15 protein-coding genes are annotated in these 19,595 nt (G+C 60.3%); 5 read left to right on the top strand and 10 right to left on the bottom strand.

From position 1 onward, the window contains the following. Positions 1–165: 165 nt before the first annotated feature. The 3 genes from QOL84_RS07340 to QOL84_RS07350 are packed head-to-tail and all read left to right on the top strand — an operon-like array spanning position 166 to position 5,629. Complete coding sequence (locus tag QOL84_RS07340) at positions 166–1,410, top strand: exonuclease SbcCD subunit D C-terminal domain-containing protein (RefSeq protein ID WP_283436746.1); 1,245 nt, start codon at positions 166–168, stop codon at positions 1,408–1,410. Next, positions 1,407–5,048 carry an AAA family ATPase gene (locus QOL84_RS07345; RefSeq protein WP_283436747.1) on the top strand — a complete coding sequence of 1,214 codons (3,642 nt, stop codon included), beginning with the start codon at positions 1,407–1,409 and terminating at the stop codon, positions 5,046–5,048. The genes QOL84_RS07340 and QOL84_RS07345 overlap by 4 nt, the downstream gene beginning before the upstream one ends. Beyond that, the gene (locus QOL84_RS07350; protein WP_283436748.1) at positions 5,045–5,629 is read left to right on the top strand and encodes a glutathione S-transferase; all 585 of its coding nucleotides are present in this window, start codon (positions 5,045–5,047) and stop codon (positions 5,627–5,629) included. The genes QOL84_RS07345 and QOL84_RS07350 overlap by 4 nt, the downstream gene beginning before the upstream one ends. 164 nt (positions 5,630–5,793) lie before the next feature. Here QOL84_RS07350 and QOL84_RS07355 read toward each other — a convergent pair whose 3' ends face one another. The 8 genes from QOL84_RS07355 to QOL84_RS07390 form a co-directional block, all read right to left on the bottom strand. After that, complete coding sequence (locus QOL84_RS07355) at positions 5,794–6,051, bottom strand: hypothetical protein (protein WP_283436749.1); 258 nt, start codon at positions 6,049–6,051, stop codon at positions 5,794–5,796. Then, a complete protein-coding gene (locus QOL84_RS07360; protein ID WP_283436750.1) occupies positions 6,048–6,260 on the bottom strand; it encodes a hypothetical protein in 213 nt (70 codons plus the stop codon). The genes QOL84_RS07355 and QOL84_RS07360 overlap by 4 nt, the downstream gene beginning before the upstream one ends. Before the next feature lie 334 nt (positions 6,261–6,594). Next, entirely contained in the window at positions 6,595–6,774 is a 180-nt protein-coding gene (locus tag QOL84_RS07365) for a hypothetical protein (protein ID WP_129392952.1), read from the bottom strand. Positions 6,775–6,930: 156 nt separating this feature from the next. Then, positions 6,931–8,106, bottom strand: coding sequence for a lactonase family protein (locus QOL84_RS07370; protein WP_283436751.1), 1,176 nt, complete (start codon positions 8,104–8,106; stop codon positions 6,931–6,933). Beyond that, positions 8,093–8,404, bottom strand: a complete 312-nt coding sequence (locus QOL84_RS07375; protein WP_008088034.1) for a DUF5629 family protein — start codon at positions 8,402–8,404, stop codon at positions 8,093–8,095. The genes QOL84_RS07370 and QOL84_RS07375 overlap by 14 nt, the downstream gene beginning before the upstream one ends. A gap of 176 nt (positions 8,405–8,580) precedes the next feature. Then, a complete protein-coding gene (locus tag QOL84_RS07380) occupies positions 8,581–10,161 on the bottom strand; it encodes an aldehyde dehydrogenase (NADP(+)) (protein ID WP_283436752.1) in 1,581 nt (526 codons plus the stop codon). A 9-nt stretch (positions 10,162–10,170) separates the two neighbouring features. Then, positions 10,171–11,163, bottom strand: coding sequence for an AraD1 family protein (gene araD1, locus QOL84_RS07385; protein ID WP_283436753.1), 993 nt, complete (start codon positions 11,161–11,163; stop codon positions 10,171–10,173). A gap of 145 nt (positions 11,164–11,308) precedes the next feature. Next, positions 11,309–12,631 carry an MFS transporter gene (locus tag QOL84_RS07390; protein ID WP_283436754.1) on the bottom strand — a complete coding sequence of 441 codons (1,323 nt, stop codon included), beginning with the start codon at positions 12,629–12,631 and terminating at the stop codon, positions 11,309–11,311. Positions 12,632–12,824: 193 nt separating this feature from the next. Here QOL84_RS07390 and QOL84_RS07395 point away from each other — a divergent pair, with 193 nt between their 5' ends. Both QOL84_RS07395 and QOL84_RS07400 read left to right on the top strand, forming a co-directional pair. Next, positions 12,825–14,561 carry an IlvD/Edd family dehydratase gene (locus QOL84_RS07395; RefSeq protein WP_053121166.1) on the top strand — a complete coding sequence of 579 codons (1,737 nt, stop codon included), beginning with the start codon at positions 12,825–12,827 and terminating at the stop codon, positions 14,559–14,561. 236 nt (positions 14,562–14,797) lie between these two features. Further along, positions 14,798–15,517 carry a FadR/GntR family transcriptional regulator gene (locus tag QOL84_RS07400; protein WP_129392937.1) on the top strand — a complete coding sequence of 240 codons (720 nt, stop codon included), beginning with the start codon at positions 14,798–14,800 and terminating at the stop codon, positions 15,515–15,517. Positions 15,518–15,822: 305 nt separating this feature from the next. Here the strand turns inward: QOL84_RS07400 and QOL84_RS07405 are convergent, their stop codons facing one another. Continuing rightward, positions 15,823–18,207: an efflux RND transporter permease subunit gene (locus QOL84_RS07405; RefSeq protein WP_283436755.1), complete on the bottom strand. Its 2,385-nt coding sequence runs from the start codon at positions 18,205–18,207 to the stop codon at positions 15,823–15,825. Further along, a complete protein-coding gene (locus QOL84_RS07410) occupies positions 18,204–19,247 on the bottom strand; it encodes a WD40/YVTN/BNR-like repeat-containing protein (protein ID WP_283436756.1) in 1,044 nt (347 codons plus the stop codon). Before QOL84_RS07410 ends, QOL84_RS07405 begins: the two co-directional genes overlap by 4 nt. Between the last annotated feature and the right edge of the window lie 348 nt (positions 19,248–19,595).

Raw genomic sequence — 19,595 nt, forward strand, 5'->3', positions numbered from 1 at the left:
AATATAGTGGCGCGATGGTAGGCAGCGGGTTTCAGGTCGTCAATTGACGAATTCACCCCAATCGCGCACAAGCCCTCCGCCCGCAATAGTCTGTAAACTCTCCCCTCTTTCGCCGCCCTCATTTCACCTGCGGCCATCACCTCTTTAATTGTTGCGGAGTCCGCCTTGCGTCTGTTTCACACCTCCGACTGGCACCTTGGGCAAAACCTCCACGGCCAGGAGCGCGATTTCGAGCACGCCTGTTTTCTCGAATGGCTGCTGGGTCAACTGAAACTGGCGCAGCCGGATGTGCTGCTGATCGCCGGTGACATTTTCGACACGGTCAATCCGCCGGTCAAAGCCCAGGAACGCCTCTACGATTTCATCGTCAGCGCCCATGAACAGCAACCGTTGCTGACCATCGTGATGATTGCCGGCAACCACGATTCCGGTTCACGGATCGAGTTACCCGCGCCACTGATGCGCCGTTTGCGCACGCATGCGCTGGGTCGGGTGTTGTGGCTGGATGACGGGCAATTGGATGCCGAGCGTCTGTTGCTGCCGCTGCCGGATAAAACCGGCGAAATTGCCGCGTGGTGCCTGGCGCTGCCGTTCCTGCGCCCGGCGGAAGTGACCGGCGCGCATTTGGGTGACAACTATTTGCGCGGCATCGGTCAGGTGCACGAATGGCTGATCGAAGCGGCCAACGCCAAGCGCACACCCGGTCAGGCTTTGATTGCCATCAGCCACGCGCACATGGCCGGCGGCTCGGTATCGGAAGATTCCGAGCGCAGCCTGATCATCGGCAATGCCGAAGCCCTGCCCGCCAGCCTGTTCGGGCCGAGCATCAGCTATGTTGCCCTCGGCCATTTGCACAAGCCGCAGAAGGTCAACGGTGAGGAACGCATTCGCTACAGCGGTTCGCCGATTCCGTTGTCGTTCTCCGAAATCGGCTATCAGCACCAGATTCTCGACGTCACCCTCGATGGCGAAAGCCTGGTCAGTGTTGAATCAAAACTGATTCCGCGCTCGGTCAATCTGCAACGCATCGGCCCGGCACCGCTGGCCGAGATCCTGCTGCAACTGGCAGACCTGCCGAACATCGACCTGCTCGCTGAAACCCAGCGCCAGCCGTGGCTGGAGGTGCGCGTGCGCCTCGACGAGCCGCAACCGGATCTGCGCCACCAAGTGGAAAACGCCCTGCAAGGCAAAGCCGTGCGGCTGGTGCGCATCGCCGCTGAATACGCCGGCAACCGGGGCGCTGACGGCGAGGCGGACGGCACCACGCTGATCGAACTCGACCAACTGACGCCGCAGGAGTTGTTCAGCCGCGCCTGGCTCGACAACTACGGCAACGAGGTTGATGAGCAGACGCTGAAGGACTTCGCCGAACTGCTGCAAGACGTGCAACTGGAGGGCGAGCAGCCATGAAGATTCTCGCCATTCGGTTGAAAAACCTCGCCTCGCTGGCCGGCCCGTTCGAGATCGATTTCACCGCTGAACCGTTGGCCAGCGCCGGCTTGTTTGCGATTACCGGGCCGACCGGCGCCGGCAAAAGTACCTTGCTCGACGCTTTGTGCCTGGCGCTGTTCGGTGCCGTACCGCGCCTGAACAACACCGGCCGCGACGCGAAAGTCCCGGATGCCGACGGCGAAATCGCCACGGGCGACCCGCGCACCTTACTGCGGCGCGGCACCGGTGAAGGCTATGCGGAAGTCGATTTTGTCGGTGTCGATGGCCGGCGCTATCGAGCGCGCTGGGAAGCCAATCGCGCTCGCGAGAAGGCCGGCGGCAAGCTGCAAGCCAGCCGCCAGAGCCTGCGCGATATCGATCAGGATCAACTGCTCGCCAGCCAGAAAGGCGAGTACAAAACCCAGCTGGAAACCGCGCTCGGCCTGAACTTCGAACAGTTCACCCGCGCCGTGCTGCTGGCCCAGAGCGAGTTCAGTGCGTTCCTCAAGGCCGACGACAACGACCGCAGCGAACTGCTGGAAAAACTCACCGACACGGCGCTCTACACGCGGCTCGGTCGTCGCGCCTTCGACAAGACCAAAGAGGCCCGCGAAGCGCACAAGCTGTTGCAGGATCAGGCCACTGGCGTCACGCCGCTGAGCGCTGAAGCCCGCGCCGAGCTGGATGAGCGTTTCAACAACGCCCAGCAACAACTGAAACTGCAACAGGCGCAGCTGAAACAGCTTGAGCAGCAGCACACGTGGCTCAAGGATTTGCGCCTGTTGCAGGACGCGCAGCACGCCGCCAGCGAGCAACTGCACAGCGCTCAGCAACAACGCGAAGGCCTGGCTGGCGAACGGCTCAAGTTGACGCGACTCGAGCAACTCGGCCCGCAACGCCATCAGTTCGCGCGCAAAAACCAGCTCGATGCGCTGCTGACGCCGTTGGCGGCACAGATCGCCGAACACACTCGCCAGCATGCCGAACTGACTGAGCGCCAGACGCAACTGGAGCAGAATCTCGAAGCAGCGAAAGTCGCACTGAGCGAGGCGCAGCAACGCCAGTCTGGGAATGCGCCGCTGTTGCGTCAGGCCTTCGAGGAGCAAAGCACCCTCGCCCGTCTGGCCAAGGATGTCGCCGCTGGCGCTGAAGCCAAAGCCGCAGCACAACAGGCGTGCAGCGACGGTCAGGGCGCGATTCAAGCCTTGCTGGAAAAACAGGCCCAGGTCGCCGAGCGCTTGCAACGCATTGCCGCCGAGCTTGAGCAAAGCGCTCATCTGGCACCGTTAAGCGATGCGTGGAATGCCTATCGCGATCGTCTGCAGCAGTTGATGCTGATCGGCAATCGCCTGAACAAAGGTCAGGCTGAACTGGCCAGTCTCGAGCAGAACGCCGCCCACAGCGCCGAAGCGTTCACCACCCAGAAGCAGCAGCTTGAAGTGCTGTTCAAAGAGGCCGGCGCCGAACCGGATGCCGTTGCCGAGCAGATCGGCATTCTCGGCACGCTGTTGCAGGACAACCGCAAACAGCTGCGCGCCTTTGAAGATTTGTCGCGCCTGTGGGCCAGCCAGCAGGATCTGCTCAAGCGCGGCGCCGAGCTGCAACAACGCCAGCTCAGCGCCCAGCAGGAGCGCGAACGGTTGACCCAGGACGGGGTGAAAAGCAAAGCCGAACTGACCGTCGCCGAGCAAACCCTCAACGTCACCCGCGAACTGCTTGAACGCCAGCGCCTCGCGCGCAGTGCCAGCGTCGAAGAGTTGCGCGGGCAGTTGCAGGATGACCAGCCGTGCCCGGTGTGCGGGAGCAACGAGCATCCGTATCACCAACCGGAAGCGCTGCTGCAAAGCCTCGGCCGCCACGATGAGAGTGAGCAGGCCAACGCGCAGCTAGTGGTCGATCAGCTCAAGGAAAAGCTCATCGAACTGCGTGCCGAAGTCGGCGGCGTCATCGCGCAACAGAAAGAATTGTTGCAACAACAGGAGCAACTGGCCGCCCAGCAACAGGTCTTGGCACCGAGCCTCGATGCTCATCCGCTGTCCGCCCAATTGCTCAATCAAGATGCCGACAAACGCGATGCCTGGCTCAGTCGTCAGAACGAACAGCTCAACCAGAGCATCGCGCAGGACGAACAACGCCAGAGCGCCCTGCTCACTCTGCAACAGGATGCCGCGCGGCTGACGCAACAATTGCGTCAGGCGGAAACCGCGCATCAGCAAGCCGCGCAGCACCTGGGCAATCAGCAGCGCGAACTGAGCAGCGACCGCCAGCGCCTCGACGAGGAACTGACGGCGTTCGCCACTCTGCTGCCGGCCGACACCCTTGAAGCCCTGCGCCAGGAGCCTGCGGCGACGTTCCTGCAGCTCGACCGGCAGATCGCCGAACGCTTGGCGCAAGTCGAGCAGCAGAAGGAAGAATTGAGCGAGCAGCAGCAACGTCAGCAGACACTGGAGAAAGACCAGGATCGTCAGCAGACGCGCCTGCAACAAGCGCAAATCGCTGAACAGCAGTACGCTGCGTTAGCCGAGCAACAGCAGCGCTGCCAGGAGAAACTCGCGCAATTGCTTGGCGAGCACAGCTGCGCCGAGCAGTGGCAGCAGCAACTGGAACACGCCGTCGAACAGGCGCGCAACACTGAAACCAGCACGGCGCAGGAGCTGCAAAGCGTGCGCACGCAGCGGGTGCAGACCGGCGCTGAACTGAAGGCGCAGCAGGAGCGTTTGCAGGCGCTGGAAAGCGAAGACCAGGATCTCACCGGCAAGATCGCCGACTGGCGCGCGGGTCATCCCGAGCTGGACGATGGCGGCCTCGAAGACTTGTTGCGGGTCGATGACGCGCAACTCGGCGAACTGCGCCAGCGTCTGCAACTCAACGAAAAAGCGATCGAGCAAGCCTCGGTGTTGTTGCAGGAGCGTGAGCGCTTGTTGGTCGACCATCAAGCCCACAGCAATGGCGATCTCGACGCTGAGCAACTCGCCACCGCGCTGGTTGATCTGCAACAGCAGTCCACTGTCAGCGAGCAGCAATGCGCCGAACTGCGCGCCGAACAAGTCGAAGATCAGCGCCGGCAGAATGCCAATCAGGCACTGGCGCAGCAGATCGCCGACGCCTATGCCGAATACCAGCGCTGGGCGCGGCTGAGTGCCTTGATCGGATCGGCCACCGGCGACACCTTCCGCAAGATCGCCCAGGCCTACAACCTCGACCTGCTGGTGCACCACGCCAATGTGCAACTGCGCCAACTGGTCAAACGCTATCGCCTGAAACGCGGCGGCAGCATGCTCGGCTTGTTGGTGATGGACACGGAAATGGGCGACGAACTGCGCTCGGTGCATTCGTTGTCCGGCGGCGAAACGTTCCTCGTGTCGCTGGCGCTGGCGTTGGGTCTGGCATCGATGGCGTCGAGTACGCTGAAAATCGAATCGCTGTTTATCGATGAAGGCTTTGGCAGTCTCGATCCGGAGTCGCTGCAATTGGCGATGGATGCGCTCGACGGCTTGCAGGCGCAAGGCCGCAAGGTCGCGGTGATTTCCCACGTACAGGAAATGCACGAGCGGATCCCGGTGCAGATTCAGGTCCAGCGTCAGGGCAACGGTTTGAGCACCGTGGAGGTGAAATGAACAAGCTGTATTCCTTCCGCCGCTGCCCCTATGCGATGCGGGCGCGGATGGCTCTGCGTTATTCCGGCGTGCCAGTGGAGATGGTTGAAGTCAGCCTCAAGGCCAAACCACCGGAGATGCTGGCGATCTCGCCGAAAGGCACGGTGCCAGTGCTGGATGCCGGTGGCCGGGTGATTGATGAGAGCCTGGAAATCATGCACTGGGCGTTGGCGCAGAATGATCCGCAGGGTTGGTTGCTGGAGGGTGATGCGCGGATTGCCGAATTGATCGAGGCGAATGATCAGGGGTTCAAGGTGCATCTGAACCGCTACAAATATGCCGAGCGCTATCCGGAACAACCGATGGAGGTTTATCGGGCTGAAGGGGCGGTGTTTTTGCAGCGGCTGGAGGCGCTGCTCAAGGATCGCGATTACTTGCTGACTGATCATCCGAGCCTGGCCGATATCGCCTTGCTGCCGTTCGTTCGGCAGTTTGCCCATGTTGATCGTGAGTGGTTTGCGCAGACGCCTTATGTACGGTTGCAGGTTTGGTTGCAGCGCTTCCTCGAATCCGAGCTCTTCACCTCGATCATGAAAAAGTAACTACAGCGCCTCAACCCCTGTGGCGAGGGGATTTATCCCCGTTCGGCTGCGAAGCAGTCGTGAAACATTCTATGCGGTGTGACAGGCAAATTTGAGTTGCAGGATTTGGGGCTGCTTCGCAGCCCAACGGGGATAAATCCCCTCGCCACAATGGATTGCGGTGTCTAGGCGAGTGCATTGCACATCCCAAGCGCCATGCAATCAACTTCGAAGGGACCGAGGAAATTGGTCGAAACCTTCACCGGTGGATTCCCCGCCATCAACCCCAGCGTATTCGCCCGTTCGATGTTATGCGCGATGGTGTGATTAGCCTCTATGGCCCGCGCCAACCCGCCCACCGAGCCTTGACCAACGCCCAGTAACGAAGCGCCGTTGGTCATGACCGCCAGACTGGCAATGACCCAAAGTCTGTAACCTTTCATGCGCCGCCGACTCCTGCGAGTTCAGCCCGGTCGACCGTCACGCTTTGCGAGCGGACTTCGAACTGGATGCCAGGGTGGGCGACGTCAATCGGTGCGCTGAAGCGATGTTCCATTTGCGAGGCGACGCTGACAACGAGCACCACGGCCAGGTAAAGACCGATGGCCAGGTAGGCGCCGCGTTTGGCTGAAGTGATGATTTCGCTGGCCATGGTGTTCTCCCGTGGGCATGTTTCGATGGCCACAGAATCGATCAAAACAGCGGTGGCAACCACTCAGGGTTTTCCATAGTGAACATCAGCTTCGTTGATTATTTAGCCGGTCTATTTGCGTGTTGAAGAAAACCTATGACGCTACGAAACGCACACGAGGGCGACGGTCTTTACCGATCGTTCCCACGCTCTGCGTGGGAACGATCAACAACGATCAACAACGCACACGTGTAAGAGCTGCCGAAGGCTGCGATCTTTTGATTTTGCTTTTTAAAAACAAGATCAAAAGATCGCAGCCTTCGGCAGCTCCTACAGGGGAGTTGTGTGCTGGTGCTCAGTGTTGGCTTTTGTGATCCAGGGCGGCGTAGAAGTTGGCGCTCTGTTGCAGGTATTTCTGGGTGTAGCTCTGGGTGTGGGATTTTTTGCTGGCGATTTCAACGTTGGCACCGGCTGGCAGAACCACGGTGGCGGAGATGGCGGAAGCGGCGATAACGGAGAAGAGATTGAAGTTCATGGCGGTAACCCTCGTGTTCGGTTGGCTTGCTCGCCCGGTTGGGCCGTGAAGCAAACTTAACGCTCGAGGGCTGATCGCTTGAAATGCTTTGTAACGTTAGCGCATATCAGTGCAATTAATACAACCAGACAGGCCCCGTAAACCGGGGCCTGTGGCTTATTGTCGCACTATAAACTTGAGGTCACTCGGGGCGTCCATCGGCAGTTTCTGCACGGTTTTGCCGAGCAGACCGGTCTTGCTGTCGCGCTCGACGACAACAATCTGGTTGCTCTTCTGGTTGGCAATCAACAGGAACTTGCCACTCGGATCGAGGCTGAATTCGCGTGGGTGATCACCTTCCACCGAGCGCTTTTGCAGCTCTTTGAGCTGGGCAGTCGCCGGATCGATGCTGAATACCACCAATTGATTGGCGGTGCCGCGATTGCTGACATAGAGGAACTTGCCGTCCGCCGAGGTGTGCAGCGCGGCGCCGGCCTTGTCCGACGTCGGCTGACCTGCAGCCAGATCGACCAATTGGGTCTGGGTCAGCACGCCGTCGTTGTAATCAAACACCGCGACCTGCGCGCTCATTTCCATGCTCAGCCAGGCGTGCTTGCCGTCAGCGCTGAACAGCAGATGACGCGGGCCACTGCCTGCCGGGAGGGACACCGAGGCGGATTTCGCCGGGGTCAGCGGCAAATCCGGATTGGCCTTTGGGTCGAATTTGTAGATGAAGACCTTGTCCGCACCCAGATCGTTGGAGAACACGTAGCGACCGTCCGGCGAAGAGACCGTCGAGTGCACGTGGTTCGAGGCCTGACGCTCAGGATTGACCCGGCTCGCCGGGTGCGCGCTCATCTGTACGACCGGCTTCAGTTTGCCGTCAGCACCGACCGGCAGCACCGCGAGGGTTCCACCCGGATCTTCCATTACCGAATAGTTGCTGACGAACAGGTGACTGGCGTCAGCGCTGAGGCTCGAATGAGTCGGTTCGTTGCCCAGGCTCTGCACCTGATTGATCAGGCTCAGCGCGTGGGTCTTCGGATCGATCGCATAGCTGCTGACGCGGCCGACCGGGTCTTTCTGGCCCGGGCCGTTTTCATTGACCACGAACAGGCGATGCTGGTCTTTGGACAAGGTCAGCCACGACGGGTTTTCGCTCTTGACCACTTGCAATGGCTTGGCATCGATCTGGCCGGTGGCGCTGTCGAAGTTCATGCGATAGATGCCCTGGCTGGTGCCAGCGGTGTAGGAGCCGACCAGCAACTGGAAGCTTTCTGCCGATGCCGTGGACAGGCCCATGGCGCCGACGCTGCCGGCCATCAGCAGCGGCCAGAATTTACGCATTTTCATCAGTGTCATCCTCGTCGTCGCTGCTGCTGACTACATCGCCATGACAAACCAGGCGATGTTCGCCGATCGCTTTGGTTTCGTTGAAATAGCCGACGATCAACCAGCTCTGCAAAGAGTCATCGAAGGTTGCCGCGGCAACCTGCGCCGGAGTGAATTCCCAATGTTTGGCCGCTCGGCCGTCGATGCATTCGATGTGCAGGTTATCGTCTTCATCGAGGGCGAATTCGAAGGCGTGCAGGCCGTCGATTTCGACCATACCGCAGTGTTCGAGGGCGTTGAGAAGGGTTTGGGCAGTCATGGCAGTAAAGTCTTTCAGGGGGAAACCGGCAATGATAGCTCAAGAAGCACACTCCCCCTGTAGGAGCTGCCGAAGGCTGCGATCTTTTGATGCCTGATCGTTCCCACACTCAGCGTGGGAACGATCAAACAAGATCAAAGGATCGCAGCCTTCGGCAGCTCCTACAGGGGTGTTTTTCAGAGGGCTTCGCGGCTGGGTTTACCGTCGACCAGGCGCTGAATGCGCAGCGGGTTGGCGTTTTTCAGCGGCTCAGGCAGCAAGCTGTCCGGGTAGTTCTGGAAACACACCGGGCGCAGGAAACGGTCGATCGCCAGCGTGCCGACGGAGGTGCCGCGCGCATCGGATGTCGCCGGATACGGCCCGCCGTGGACCATCGAATCGCACACCTCGACACCGGTCGGATAACCATTAAGCAGAATCCGCCCGACCTTCTGCTCCAGCAACGGCGTCAGTTCGGCGAAGCGCTCGAAGTCCGCCAGTTCGCCGATAATCGTCGCCGTCAGTTGACCATGCAGGCCGTGTAGTGCAGCGCTGAGTTGCGCCTTGTCGGCCACTTCGACAATCACCGTGGTCGGGCCAAACACTTCTTCCTGCAGCACTTCATCGCCATCGATCAACAGGCTGGCGTCGGCCTTGAACAACTGCGGCTGCGCCTGATTGCCCTGCTGCGGATGACCGGCCAGATGCTCGATACCGGGATGCGCCAACAGCTTCTGCAAGCCTTTGCCGTAGCTGCCGAGGGTGCCGGCGTTGAGCATGGTTTGCGCCGGTTGATCAGCGATCAAACCAGCGACCTGCTGCACGAACGCGCTGAACTGTGGCGAGCGGATGCCGATCACCAGACCCGGATTGGTACAGAACTGACCGCAGCCCTGCACCACCGACGCAGTCAGGTCGCGAGCAACCGTTTCCGAACGTTCAGCCAATGCCTGCGGCAAGACAATCACCGGGTTGATACTCGACATCTCGGCGAACACCGGGATCGGTTGCGCACGCGCGGCGGCCATGTCGCACAGCGCTCGACCACCCTTGAGCGAACCGGTGAAACCGACCGCCTGAATCGCCGGATGCTTGACCAGCCATTCACCGACGCCACCGCCGTAGATCATGTTGAACACGCCGGCCGGCATCGCGGTTTTTTCGGCGGCGCGGATCAGCGCATCGGCGACCAGTTCTGCTGTCGCCATATGGCCGCTATGGGCCTTGAACACCACCGGGCAACCGGCGGCCAGCGCTGAAGCCGTGTCGCCGCCAGCGGTGGAAAATGCCAGCGGAAAGTTGCTTGCGCCGAATACCGCGACAGGGCCGAGACCGATGCGGTACTGGCGCAAATCGGGACGTGGCAATGGCTGACGATCCGGCAACGGCAGATCGATCCGCGCACCGTAGAAATCGCCCCGGCGCAGCACTTTGGCGAACAGCCGCATCTGCCCGCTGGTACGCCCGCGCTCACCCTGAATGCGCCCCGCCGGCAAGGCGGTTTCGCGGCAGACCACGGCGACGAAGTCATCACCCAGCGCATCGAGTTCATCGGCAATCGCGTCGAGAAATTGCGCGCGGCGCTCAGCGCTGAGGCTGCGATACGCCGGGTACGCGGTAGCGGCAGCCTTGGCGGCGGCGTCAACTTCTTCCACCGTGGCCTGGATGAAATCGTGGGGCAGTTGCTCGCCCGTGGTTGCGTCGACCGATTGCAGTTTGACGTCGCCAGCGGCACTGCGCTGACCGCCGATGTAGTTGTGACCGAGAATCTGAGTCATGGGATCTCCTTAAAGGGTGCCGATGCTGTCCGGTTCAAACACCGCGGTAACCGGGACGATGCCGTTGACCAGCGGCGCGCCGAATTCGGCCTGGCTGATTTCGAAGACGTCGCCCGGTTGGGTGCGAATGCCGTCGGCAAACGACAGGGTCGCGGTGCCGAAGAAGTGAATGTGCACGTCGCCCGGACGGAGGAACTGGCTGTATTTGAAGTGGTGGTATTCGAGGTTGGCGAGGCTGTGGCACATGTTCGCCTCGCCGCTGAGAAACTCGTTCTGCCAGTGCACTTCGCCGTCACGCAGGATACGACTGGTGCCTGCCAGATGTTGAGGCAGTTCGCCGGTGCGAAGTTCCGGGCCGTAGCTGCAACTGCGCAGTTTCGAGTGCGCGAGGTAGAGGTAATTCTTGCGCTCCATGATGTGATCGGAGAATTCGTTGCCGACCGCGAAGCCCAAGCGATAAGGCTTGCCGTCGTTGCCGATGAGGTACAGGCCGGCCATCTCCGGTTCTTCGCCTGCGTCTTCGGCAAACGGCGGTACCGGGAACGGCTGGCCGGGACGGACGACGATGCTGCCGTCGCCTTTGTAGAACCATTCCGGCTGCACACCGGCCTGCCCCGCCGCCGGTTTGCCGCCCTCCACGCCCCATTTGAAGATGCGCATGGTGTCGGTCATCGTCGCTTCGTCGCCGGCCTGCTGGTGCATTTTGTCGCGCGCCGAGGCGCTGCCCAGGTGGGTCAGACCGGTGCCGCTGATCAACATGTGCGCCGGATCCGGGTGGTCGAGTGGCGGCAGGATGCGCAGTTGCGACAGCAGTTCGGCATAGTCGTGGCTGATGCCAAGGCCCAAGGTTTGCACTTGCTGCTCAAGGGTGTTGCCGGCCTCAATGGCGGCGAGCGCCAGATCGCGCACTGTGCGGGCGTCCTGCACTTCGCGCACCAGACCGTTGTCGACCACGCCGACACGGCGTTCGCGGTTGCTTAATTCGAATTGAACCAGATGCATGTTCTTCTCCTGTGTTATTCGAAACACCGCAGCTCCTTGTAGGAGTGAGCCTGCTCGCGATAGCGGTGTGTCAGCCAAAAAGTTGCCAACTGATAGACCGCTATCGCGAGCAGGCTCACTCCTACAGGGGACCGGTGTTGGTCATTCAGGTGCGGGTGGCGCCGCGGGCGCTGGCGGCGAATTGGTCGACTGGCAGAACGTGTTTGCGTTCCAGCACGCGGTAGACGATTGCGGTCAGGATCAAACCGAAGACCATCACCCCCGAGAGGAAGTACAGGCCGGACGCGAGGTTGCCGGTGTATTCCTTCAACGCCCCAATCACGAATGGCCCGATATACCCGCCCAGGTTCCCCACCGAATTAATCAAGGCAATCCCCGCCGCCGCACTCGCCCCGGCAAAGAACCGCCCAGGCAAAGTCCAGAACACCGCCGTGCAGGAAAACAGCGCAAACGCCACCAGACATAACGCTGCCAGTTGCGCCACCGGCAACGACAGCCACGCGCTCATGAACAGACCAATCGCGCCCAGCACATAAAGCACGGCCAGATGCCCGTAGCGATCATTCAAGCGATCAGAACTGCGCGGCACGATCAGCAAGCCGATGATCCCGAAAATGTACGGCACCGACGACACGAAACCAGTGACCAGATCACTGCCACCGAACTGTTTGATCAGCGTCGGCAACCACAAACCCAAGCCATAAATGCTCAACGTCACCGGCAAATAAAACAGCGCCAGCAGCAACACGCGTTTGTCTTTCAGCGCATGCAGCGGGTTGCCGTGGCGGGTCTGGCCGTATGCCTGCAGATCTTTTTTCAGCTCGCCGGTCAGCCAGTCTTTTTCCGCCTGATCCATCCACTGCACTTGCTGCGGGCCATCCGGCAACCAGCGCAAGACCGGCCAGGTCAGCAGGATCGCCGGCGTGCCGATGACGATGAACAGCCACTGCCAGCCGTGCAGACCAAAGACGCCGTCCATGCCGAGCAAACCGCCGGACACCGGGCCGGTAATCATCATCGCGATGGGCTGAGAAAGGATGAACAGCCCGAGGATCTTGCCGCGATGACGCACCGGGAACCATTGGGTGATGTAGTAGAGAACGCCGGGGAAGAACCCCGCTTCAGCCGCGCCGAGCAGAAAGCGCATCACGTAGAAACTGTGCGGCCCTTGGACGAAGGCCATGCCGATGGTGATGGCGCCCCAGGTGATCATGATTCGCGCAAACCAGCGCCTCGCGCCGAAGCGTTCGAGCATCAGGTTGCTGGGAATTTCGAGGAGGAAGTAGCCAATGAAGAACAGCCCGGCACCGAGGCCATAAGCAGCATCGCCAATGCCGATGTCGGCGCCCATGTGCAGCTTGGCGAAGCCGACGGCGGAGCGATCCACATAGGCGATCAGGTACAGCAGGATCAGGAAGGGAATCAGTTTCAGCGTGATACGCCGGATTAGCCGCAGTTCCTGGCTCATGAGATCGGTCTCCGATTGTTGTTTTTATAGAACCTCGGGGGACGCCTCTCACGGAAAACCGTCAGGGCCAACCCTCCGTCGAAAACGACTATATAGTAATACTAATTCACCAACAACACTTCCAAACCTAGGATTTTGCGCTTAGATTAGGCCGTAGCTTGAACACTATAGTCATACAATAAGAGAATCGATCATGTCTGATAAGAAACCCACCCTGCGCTCCGCCCAATGGTTTGGCACGGCCGACAAGAACGGCTTCATGTACCGCAGCTGGATGAAGAATCAGGGCATCGCCGACCACCAGTTCCACGGCAAGCCGATCATCGGCATCTGCAACACCTGGTCGGAACTGACCCCGTGCAACGCGCACTTCCGCCAGATCGCGGAGCACGTCAAACGCGGGGTGATCGAGGCCGGTGGGTTTCCAGTGGAATTCCCGGTGTTCTCCAACGGCGAATCGAACCTGCGCCCGACCGCCATGCTCACCCGCAACCTGGCGAGCATGGACGTTGAAGAAGCGATTCGCGGCAACCCGATCGACGGCGTAGTGCTGCTGACCGGTTGCGACAAAACCACCCCGGCGCTGTTGATGGGCGCGGCCAGTTGCGACGTGCCGGCCATCGTCGTCACCGGCGGGCCGATGCTCAACGGCAAGCACAAGGGCAAGGACATCGGTTCCGGCACGGTGGTCTGGCAGCTCAGCGAACAGGTCAAGGCCGGCACCATCACGATTGACGATTTCCTCGCGGCCGAGGGCGGCATGTCGCGTTCGGCGGGCACCTGCAACACCATGGGCACCGCATCGACCATGGCCTGCATGGCTGAAGCACTCGGCACGTCCTTGCCGCACAACGCGGCGATTCCGGCGGTGGATGCGCGGCGTTATGTGTTGGCGCACATGTCCGGCATGCGTGCCGTAGAGATGGTTCGCGAAGATTTGAAACTGTCGAAGATTCTGACTAAAGAAGCCTTCGAGAATGCTATCCGCGTGAACGCCGCCATCGGTGGTTCGACCAACGCGGTGATTCACTTGAAAGCCATTGCCGGGCGCATCGGTGTCGAGCTGGATCTGGATGACTGGACGCGCATGGGGCGCGGCATGCCGACCATTGTCGACCTGCAACCGTCGGGGCGTTTTCTGATGGAAGAGTTCTATTACGCCGGTGGTTTGCCCGCAGTATTGCGTCGCCTCGGTGAAGCCAATCTGATTCCTCATCCGAATGCGCTGACGGTGAACGGCAAGTCCATCGGCGAGAACACCAAGGACGCGCCGATCTATGGCGAAGACGAAGTGATCCGCACGCTCGACAATCCGATCCGCGCCGACGGCGGGATTTGTGTGTTGCGCGGCAACCTGGCGCCGCTGGGTGCGGTGCTCAAGCCGTCCGCTGCAACGCCGGAACTGATGCAGCATCGCGGCCGCGCGGTGGTGTTTGAGAACTTCGACATGTACAAGGCGCGGATCAATGATCCGGAGCTGGATGTCGACAAGGATTCGATTCTGGTGATGAAGAACTGCGGGCCGAAGGGTTATCCGGGCATGGCTGAAGTCGGCAACATGGGGCTGCCGGCCAAGTTGCTGGCGCAGGGTGTGACGGACATGGTGCGGATTTCCGACGCGCGGATGAGCGGCACCGCGTACGGCACGGTGGTTTTGCACGTGGCACCGGAAGCGGCGGCTGGCGGGCCTTTGGCGACGGTGAAGGAAGGCGACTGGATCGAACTGGATTGCGCCACTGGCCGTTTGCACCTGGATATTCCGGATGCGGAACTGGCGGCGCGGATGGCGGATCTGCAACCACCGCAGCAGTTGTTGGTGGGCGGCTATCGTCAGTTGTACATCGACCATGTGCTGCAAGCGGATCAGGGCTGTGACTTTGATTTCCTGGTCGGTTGCCGAGGGGCTGAAGTGCCTCGTCATTCCCATTAAGAGCAAAAGATCGCAGCCTTCGGCAGCTCCTACATTGGAATGCATTCCCCTGTTTGATCGTTCCCACGCTTCGCGTGGGAATGCCTCTAGGGACGCTCCGCGTTCCAGCTCTGAAATGGGACACAGAGCGTCCCGGGGCAGCATTCCCACATTTGGCCTTTGTGCATTCCCTCAAGATTGTGTCGTGCCTGCTATGATGCGCGGCATCTCCATCGCTCAGGATCGCGCCGTTCCCCATGGATTACCGCAAACCCTCCGACCGCAAAAGCATGCACTCGCGCATCGTCCAGGAACTGGGCATGCAGATCGTCTCCGGACGCTTCAAGCCCGACGACAAACTGCCCGCCGAAGCCTTGCTCTGCGAGGAGTACGCGGTCAGCCGGCCGGTGTTGCGTGAAGCCACGCGGGTACTCGTGGCCAAGGGGCTGGTGTATTCCAGGCCGCGCGTCGGCACGGTGGTCAAGGCGCGCCGCGAATGGCACATGCTCGACCCGGACGTGCTGCACTGGCTGATGCAAAGCAGCCCGCAGAATGAATTCTTCAATGTGCTGACCAGCGTGCGCAGCATTATCGAACCGGCCGCTGCCGCCCTCGCCGCCCAGCATGCGACCGATGTCGAAATTGCCGCGATTGGTGAGGCTTACCAGCGCATGGAGGCGGCGCCGACACCGGAAGCGTTGTTGCAGCCGGATCTGGACTTTCACAGCCGGATCGCCGATGCGACGCACAATGATTTGCTGGCGAACCTGTGCAACATGTTGTCGGTGGCGATTGCCGAGGCGTTGAAGCATTCGAATCAGCGGCCGAATCTGCATGAATTGGCGTTGCCTCGGCATAAGGCGATTTTGACTGCTATCGAGAATCGCGATGCCCTTGGCGCCCGGCATGCGACGTTGGTGCAGCTGGATGATGCGCGTAGTGCTTTGAGTGTTGTGCTTGGCGCTGAACTCACTTAACGCTTGAGATCCTCTGCCCTCACCCTAGCCCTCTCCCAGAGGTAGAGGGGACCGATTGGGGGATATTCGAGATTTACGCCGACTTGAACGATTTGCTGTGAATCCACAATCGACTGGTATCTCAAGTCTAATGATTTGCTGTGAATCCATAATCAACTCGGTATTTCAGGTCGATGTATCAAGCCGCCCCCCTCGGTCAGTCCCCTCTCCCTCCGGGAGAGGGTTAGGGTGAGGGGCTCTTGATCTTCAGCCACAAAAAAAGCCGCAACCCTAAGGTTGCGGCTTTTTCGTTTCAGCCTTTCAGATCAATGGGCAAACAGCGAATTACCCTTCTGCCCCGCCAGTTTCTCCGGCTTGATCAGGAACCGCGCCAGTGCCGGCAGCAGCCACAGTGCACCGAACATGTTCCACAGGAGCATGAAGGTCAGCATCAGGCCCATGTCGGCCTGGAACTTGATCGCCGAGAAGATCCACGTGCACACGCCAATCGCCAGGCACAGGCCGGTAAACAGCACCGCTTTACCGGTGGATTTCAGCGTCTGGTAATACGCTTCCTGCAACGGCAGACCGGCACGCAGGAAACTCTCCAGACGGCTGTAGATGTAGATGCCGTAGTCGACACCAATCCCCACACCCAGCGCCACCACCGGCAGCGTCGCAACCTTCACGCCAATGCCCATGAACGCCATCAGTGCGTTGCCGAGTACAGAGGTCAGTACCAGTGGCAGGACGATGCACAAGGTCGCCGCCCATGAACGGAAGGTGATCATGCACATCACCGCCACGCAGATGTACACCAGGATCAGGATGGTCAGCTCAGCCTGCTTGATGACTTCGTTGGTAGCCGCTTCGATCCCGGCGTTACCGGCGGCGAGGATGAATTCCAGGCCGTCCTTGTTGTTGTCCTTGGCGAATTCCTGCACCGCGTGCACCGCCCGATCCAGGGTTTCCGCCTTGTGATCGTTGAGGAACACCAGCACCGGCGCCAGTGAGCAACTGTTGTTGTACAGACCGTCGGCGCGGGCAATCGAGTTGTTCAGCACGTCCGGGTTGCGTGACAGGGTTTCCCATTTCAGGTTGCCCTCGTTCATGCCCTTGATCATCTGCTTGGACACGGTCACCAGCGAGATCGCCGACTGCACGCCCTCGGTGTTCTGCATCTTCCACATCAGCTCGTCGATCGGCGCCATGGCCTCAAAGCGCGAGCAGCCTTCAGCCTTGGTCTTGACCATCACCACCAGCACGTCAGAACTGGTCGAGTAGTTGTTGATGATAAAGTTGTTGTCCTTGTTGTAGCGCGAGTCCGGACGCAGTTCCGGCGCGCCCTGGTCGAGGTCACCGATTTTCAGGTTCTGGCTGTACCAGAGGCCGCCACCGAAGGCGATCAGCGCCAGCACCACCGAGATGCGTGCGACTTTCGGGTTGGCGAAATTCGACAGCAAGCGCCAGAACGGATGTTCGCGGTTGGCGTCCTTCTTGCTCCGGGCAATCGCGCGCTTGCTGATGCCGACATAGGAAATCGCCACCGGCAGCAGAATCAGGTTGGTGAACACGATCACCGCAACGCCGATCGATGCGCCAATGGCCAGTTCACGGATCACGCCGATGTCGATGATCAGCAGCGTGATGAAACCCACCGCATCCGCGAGAATCGCGATCATCCCCGGCAGGAACAGTTGCCGGAACGTACGTCGCGCTGCGGTCAGGGCGTTGTCGGCCTCGCTGGATTGCAGGGCGATGCCGTTAATCTTTTGCACGCCGTGGGAAATACCGATGGCGAAGATCAGGAACGGTACCAGCATCGAATACGGATCGAGCCCGAAACCGAAGAAGTGCATCAGACCGAGCTGCCAGACCACCGCCACCAGCGTCGTACTCAACACCGCGATGGTGCTGCGTACGCAGTTGGTGAACCACAACAGCAGGATCAGGGTGATGACGAAGGCGATGCCGAAGAACAGCACCACCATCACCAGGCCGTCGATCAGATCGCCGACTTTCTTGGCGAAACCGACGATGTGGATCTTGACGTTGGGGTTCTGCGCTTCGAACTTGTTGCGGATCTTGTCTTCGAGCTCATGGGAGAACTGCCGGTAGTCCAGCGCCAGCAATTTGCCCTGATCCTGCGGGTCCGGATAGGACTCCAACAACGGGATATCGACGATGCTCGACTTGAAGTCGTTGGACACCAGGCGCCCGACCTGACCGGACTTGAGCACGTTGTTGCGCAGCAGATCGAGGCTGTCCTGCGAGCCGTTGTAGCTCTGCGGGATCACTTCACCGCCGGCAAAACCCTCTTCGGTCACTTCGGTCCAGCGTACGCTCGGGCTCCACAGCGACTTCAGCCCGGAACGGTCGACGCCGGAGATGTAGAACACTTCGTCGTTGATCTGGCGCAGGGTCTCCATGTACTCCTTGGAGAAGATGTCGCCATCGGTGGCTTCCACCGAAATCCGTACGGTGTTGCCGAGGTTCGCCAGGTCGTTGCGGTGCTCCATCATCTTCTCGATGAACGGATGCTTGAGCGGGATCATTTTTTCGAAACTGGTCGACGGCCGGATCAGCGTGGCCTGCCAGAACAGGAAAATGCTCACCACCAGACAGATCAGAATCACTGCCGGGCGGTTGTTGAAGATCAGGCGCTCAAGGAACGTCGCCTTTTCCTGCTGAGGAGTGATCAAGGAAGTCATAGCCCCGCCTTCTTATTATTGATTTCGGCACCGTTCGGCTGCGTGGTGTGGACGCCGCCCTGCCCGGTCAGGATCAGGTTGCCGTCGCCGGCAGCGGTGACGGAAGACAGCGAGATGCGATCCGGGCGGTTGAACACGCTGAAGGTTTCGCCGTTGTCGCTGCTGCTGATCACCGAGCCGCCGTTGCCGACGATCACGATTGAACCGTCAGGCAGCAAGGTCGCGCCGGACAAGCCGAATTCCAGTGAGCCACGGGCGGCTTTCAGTTCGACCTGCTCCCAGGTACTGCCGAAGTCGGTGGAACGGTAGAGGTTGCCGCGCAAGCCGTAGGCCAGCAGGGTTTGCGACTGAGCCGTACCGATCACGCCGAACAGCGAGCCTTCGTACGGGCCTTCGAGTTTTTCCCAGGTCTGGCCCCAGTCGGCGGAGCGGAACATGCTGCCCGACTCGCCGACGATGAACAGCCCGGCGTCCTTCACCGCCGCGATGGCGTTGAGGTGGAACTGGTCTTCGTTGTCGAGGCGGTCGCTGACGTCTTGCCAACTCTTGCCGCCGTCGGTGGTTTCCAGCAGCGCGCCATACGCGCCCACGGCGAGGCCGCTGTTGACGTCCTTGAACCAGACATCGAGCAGCGGCGATTCACGTTTGAGGTCTTCGAATTGTTTGCTCCAGGTCAGACCGCCGTCTGCGCTGGCGAGGATTTGCGCGTCGTGGCCGACCGCCCAGCCGTGTTTGTCGTCGACAAAATACACCGCGGTCAGCAGTTGCCGGCTTGGCACCTTGGCCTGGGTCCAGGTTTTGCCCTGGTCATCGGAATAGAGAATGTGCCCGCGATCCCCGACTGCTACCAGGCGCGTGCCGGCGTGGACGACATCAAGAATCAGGCTTTTCGCGGCTTTGCCGGATTCGGTGGCATAAACCACGTCGGCTGGAGCCTCGGCGGCCAGCACAGGTGCCGATAACGTGGCGAAGCCCAGCAGGGCGAGTGCTGTGGCCAGCAAAGCGGTGTTGCGTAACGCCGGCGGGCGGCAACGACTCATAGACCTTCCCCTATTTATTATTGTTAGGCCTTCTGGCCTTCAAGGGCGCCGCAAGTGTGCTCCGCTGATGGCTGCTCAGGAGCATAGTCCTGAAACCCGCAATCCAGAGCCACTTCGGAAGCTGGCTCATCCTATCGGGCTTTCGAAACGTCTGACAATCGGCGCCACGTTATCTTTTGTTAACCGCATGGCATGAACGCACAACCCTGTAGGAGCTGACGAGTGAAACGAGGCTGCGATCTTTTGATCCTGGCCTTTAAAGATCAAAAGATCGCAGCGTGCCGCAGCTCCTACAGGGATTTCGCGTTGTGATGACGGAGGATTCGTCGGATGGATGAGGGGAATCTT

The sequence above is a fragment of the Pseudomonas helmanticensis genome (genome assembly GCF_900182985.1).
GTDB classification, from domain to species: domain Bacteria; phylum Pseudomonadota; class Gammaproteobacteria; order Pseudomonadales; family Pseudomonadaceae; genus Aquipseudomonas; species Aquipseudomonas helmanticensis.

Excerpts from the sequence above, each read along its gene's own strand:
- QOL84_RS07345 (WP_283436747.1), top strand. The coding sequence starts at position 1,407 with ATGAAGATTCTCGCCATTCGGTTGAAAAACCTCGCCTCGCTGGCCGGC.
- QOL84_RS07350 (WP_283436748.1), top strand. The coding sequence starts at position 5,045 with ATGAACAAGCTGTATTCCTTCCGCCGCTGCCCCTATGCGATGCGGGCG.
- QOL84_RS07355 (WP_283436749.1), bottom strand. The coding sequence starts at position 6,051 with ATGAAAGGTTACAGACTTTGGGTCATTGCCAGTCTGGCGGTCATGACC.
- QOL84_RS07360 (WP_283436750.1), bottom strand. The coding sequence starts at position 6,260 with ATGGCCAGCGAAATCATCACTTCAGCCAAACGCGGCGCCTACCTGGCC.
- QOL84_RS07365 (WP_129392952.1), bottom strand. The coding sequence starts at position 6,774 with ATGAACTTCAATCTCTTCTCCGTTATCGCCGCTTCCGCCATCTCCGCC.
- QOL84_RS07370 (WP_283436751.1), bottom strand. The coding sequence starts at position 8,106 with ATGAAAATGCGTAAATTCTGGCCGCTGCTGATGGCCGGCAGCGTCGGC.
- QOL84_RS07375 (WP_008088034.1), bottom strand. The coding sequence starts at position 8,404 with ATGACTGCCCAAACCCTTCTCAACGCCCTCGAACACTGCGGTATGGTC.
- QOL84_RS07380 (WP_283436752.1), bottom strand. The coding sequence starts at position 10,161 with ATGACTCAGATTCTCGGTCACAACTACATCGGCGGTCAGCGCAGTGCC.
- araD1 (WP_283436753.1), bottom strand. The coding sequence starts at position 11,163 with ATGCATCTGGTTCAATTCGAATTAAGCAACCGCGAACGCCGTGTCGGC.
- QOL84_RS07390 (WP_283436754.1), bottom strand. The coding sequence starts at position 12,631 with ATGAGCCAGGAACTGCGGCTAATCCGGCGTATCACGCTGAAACTGATT.
- QOL84_RS07395 (WP_053121166.1), top strand. The coding sequence starts at position 12,825 with ATGTCTGATAAGAAACCCACCCTGCGCTCCGCCCAATGGTTTGGCACG.
- QOL84_RS07400 (WP_129392937.1), top strand. The coding sequence starts at position 14,798 with ATGGATTACCGCAAACCCTCCGACCGCAAAAGCATGCACTCGCGCATC.
- QOL84_RS07405 (WP_283436755.1), bottom strand. The coding sequence starts at position 18,207 with ATGACTTCCTTGATCACTCCTCAGCAGGAAAAGGCGACGTTCCTTGAG.
- QOL84_RS07410 (WP_283436756.1), bottom strand. The coding sequence starts at position 19,247 with ATGAGTCGTTGCCGCCCGCCGGCGTTACGCAACACCGCTTTGCTGGCC.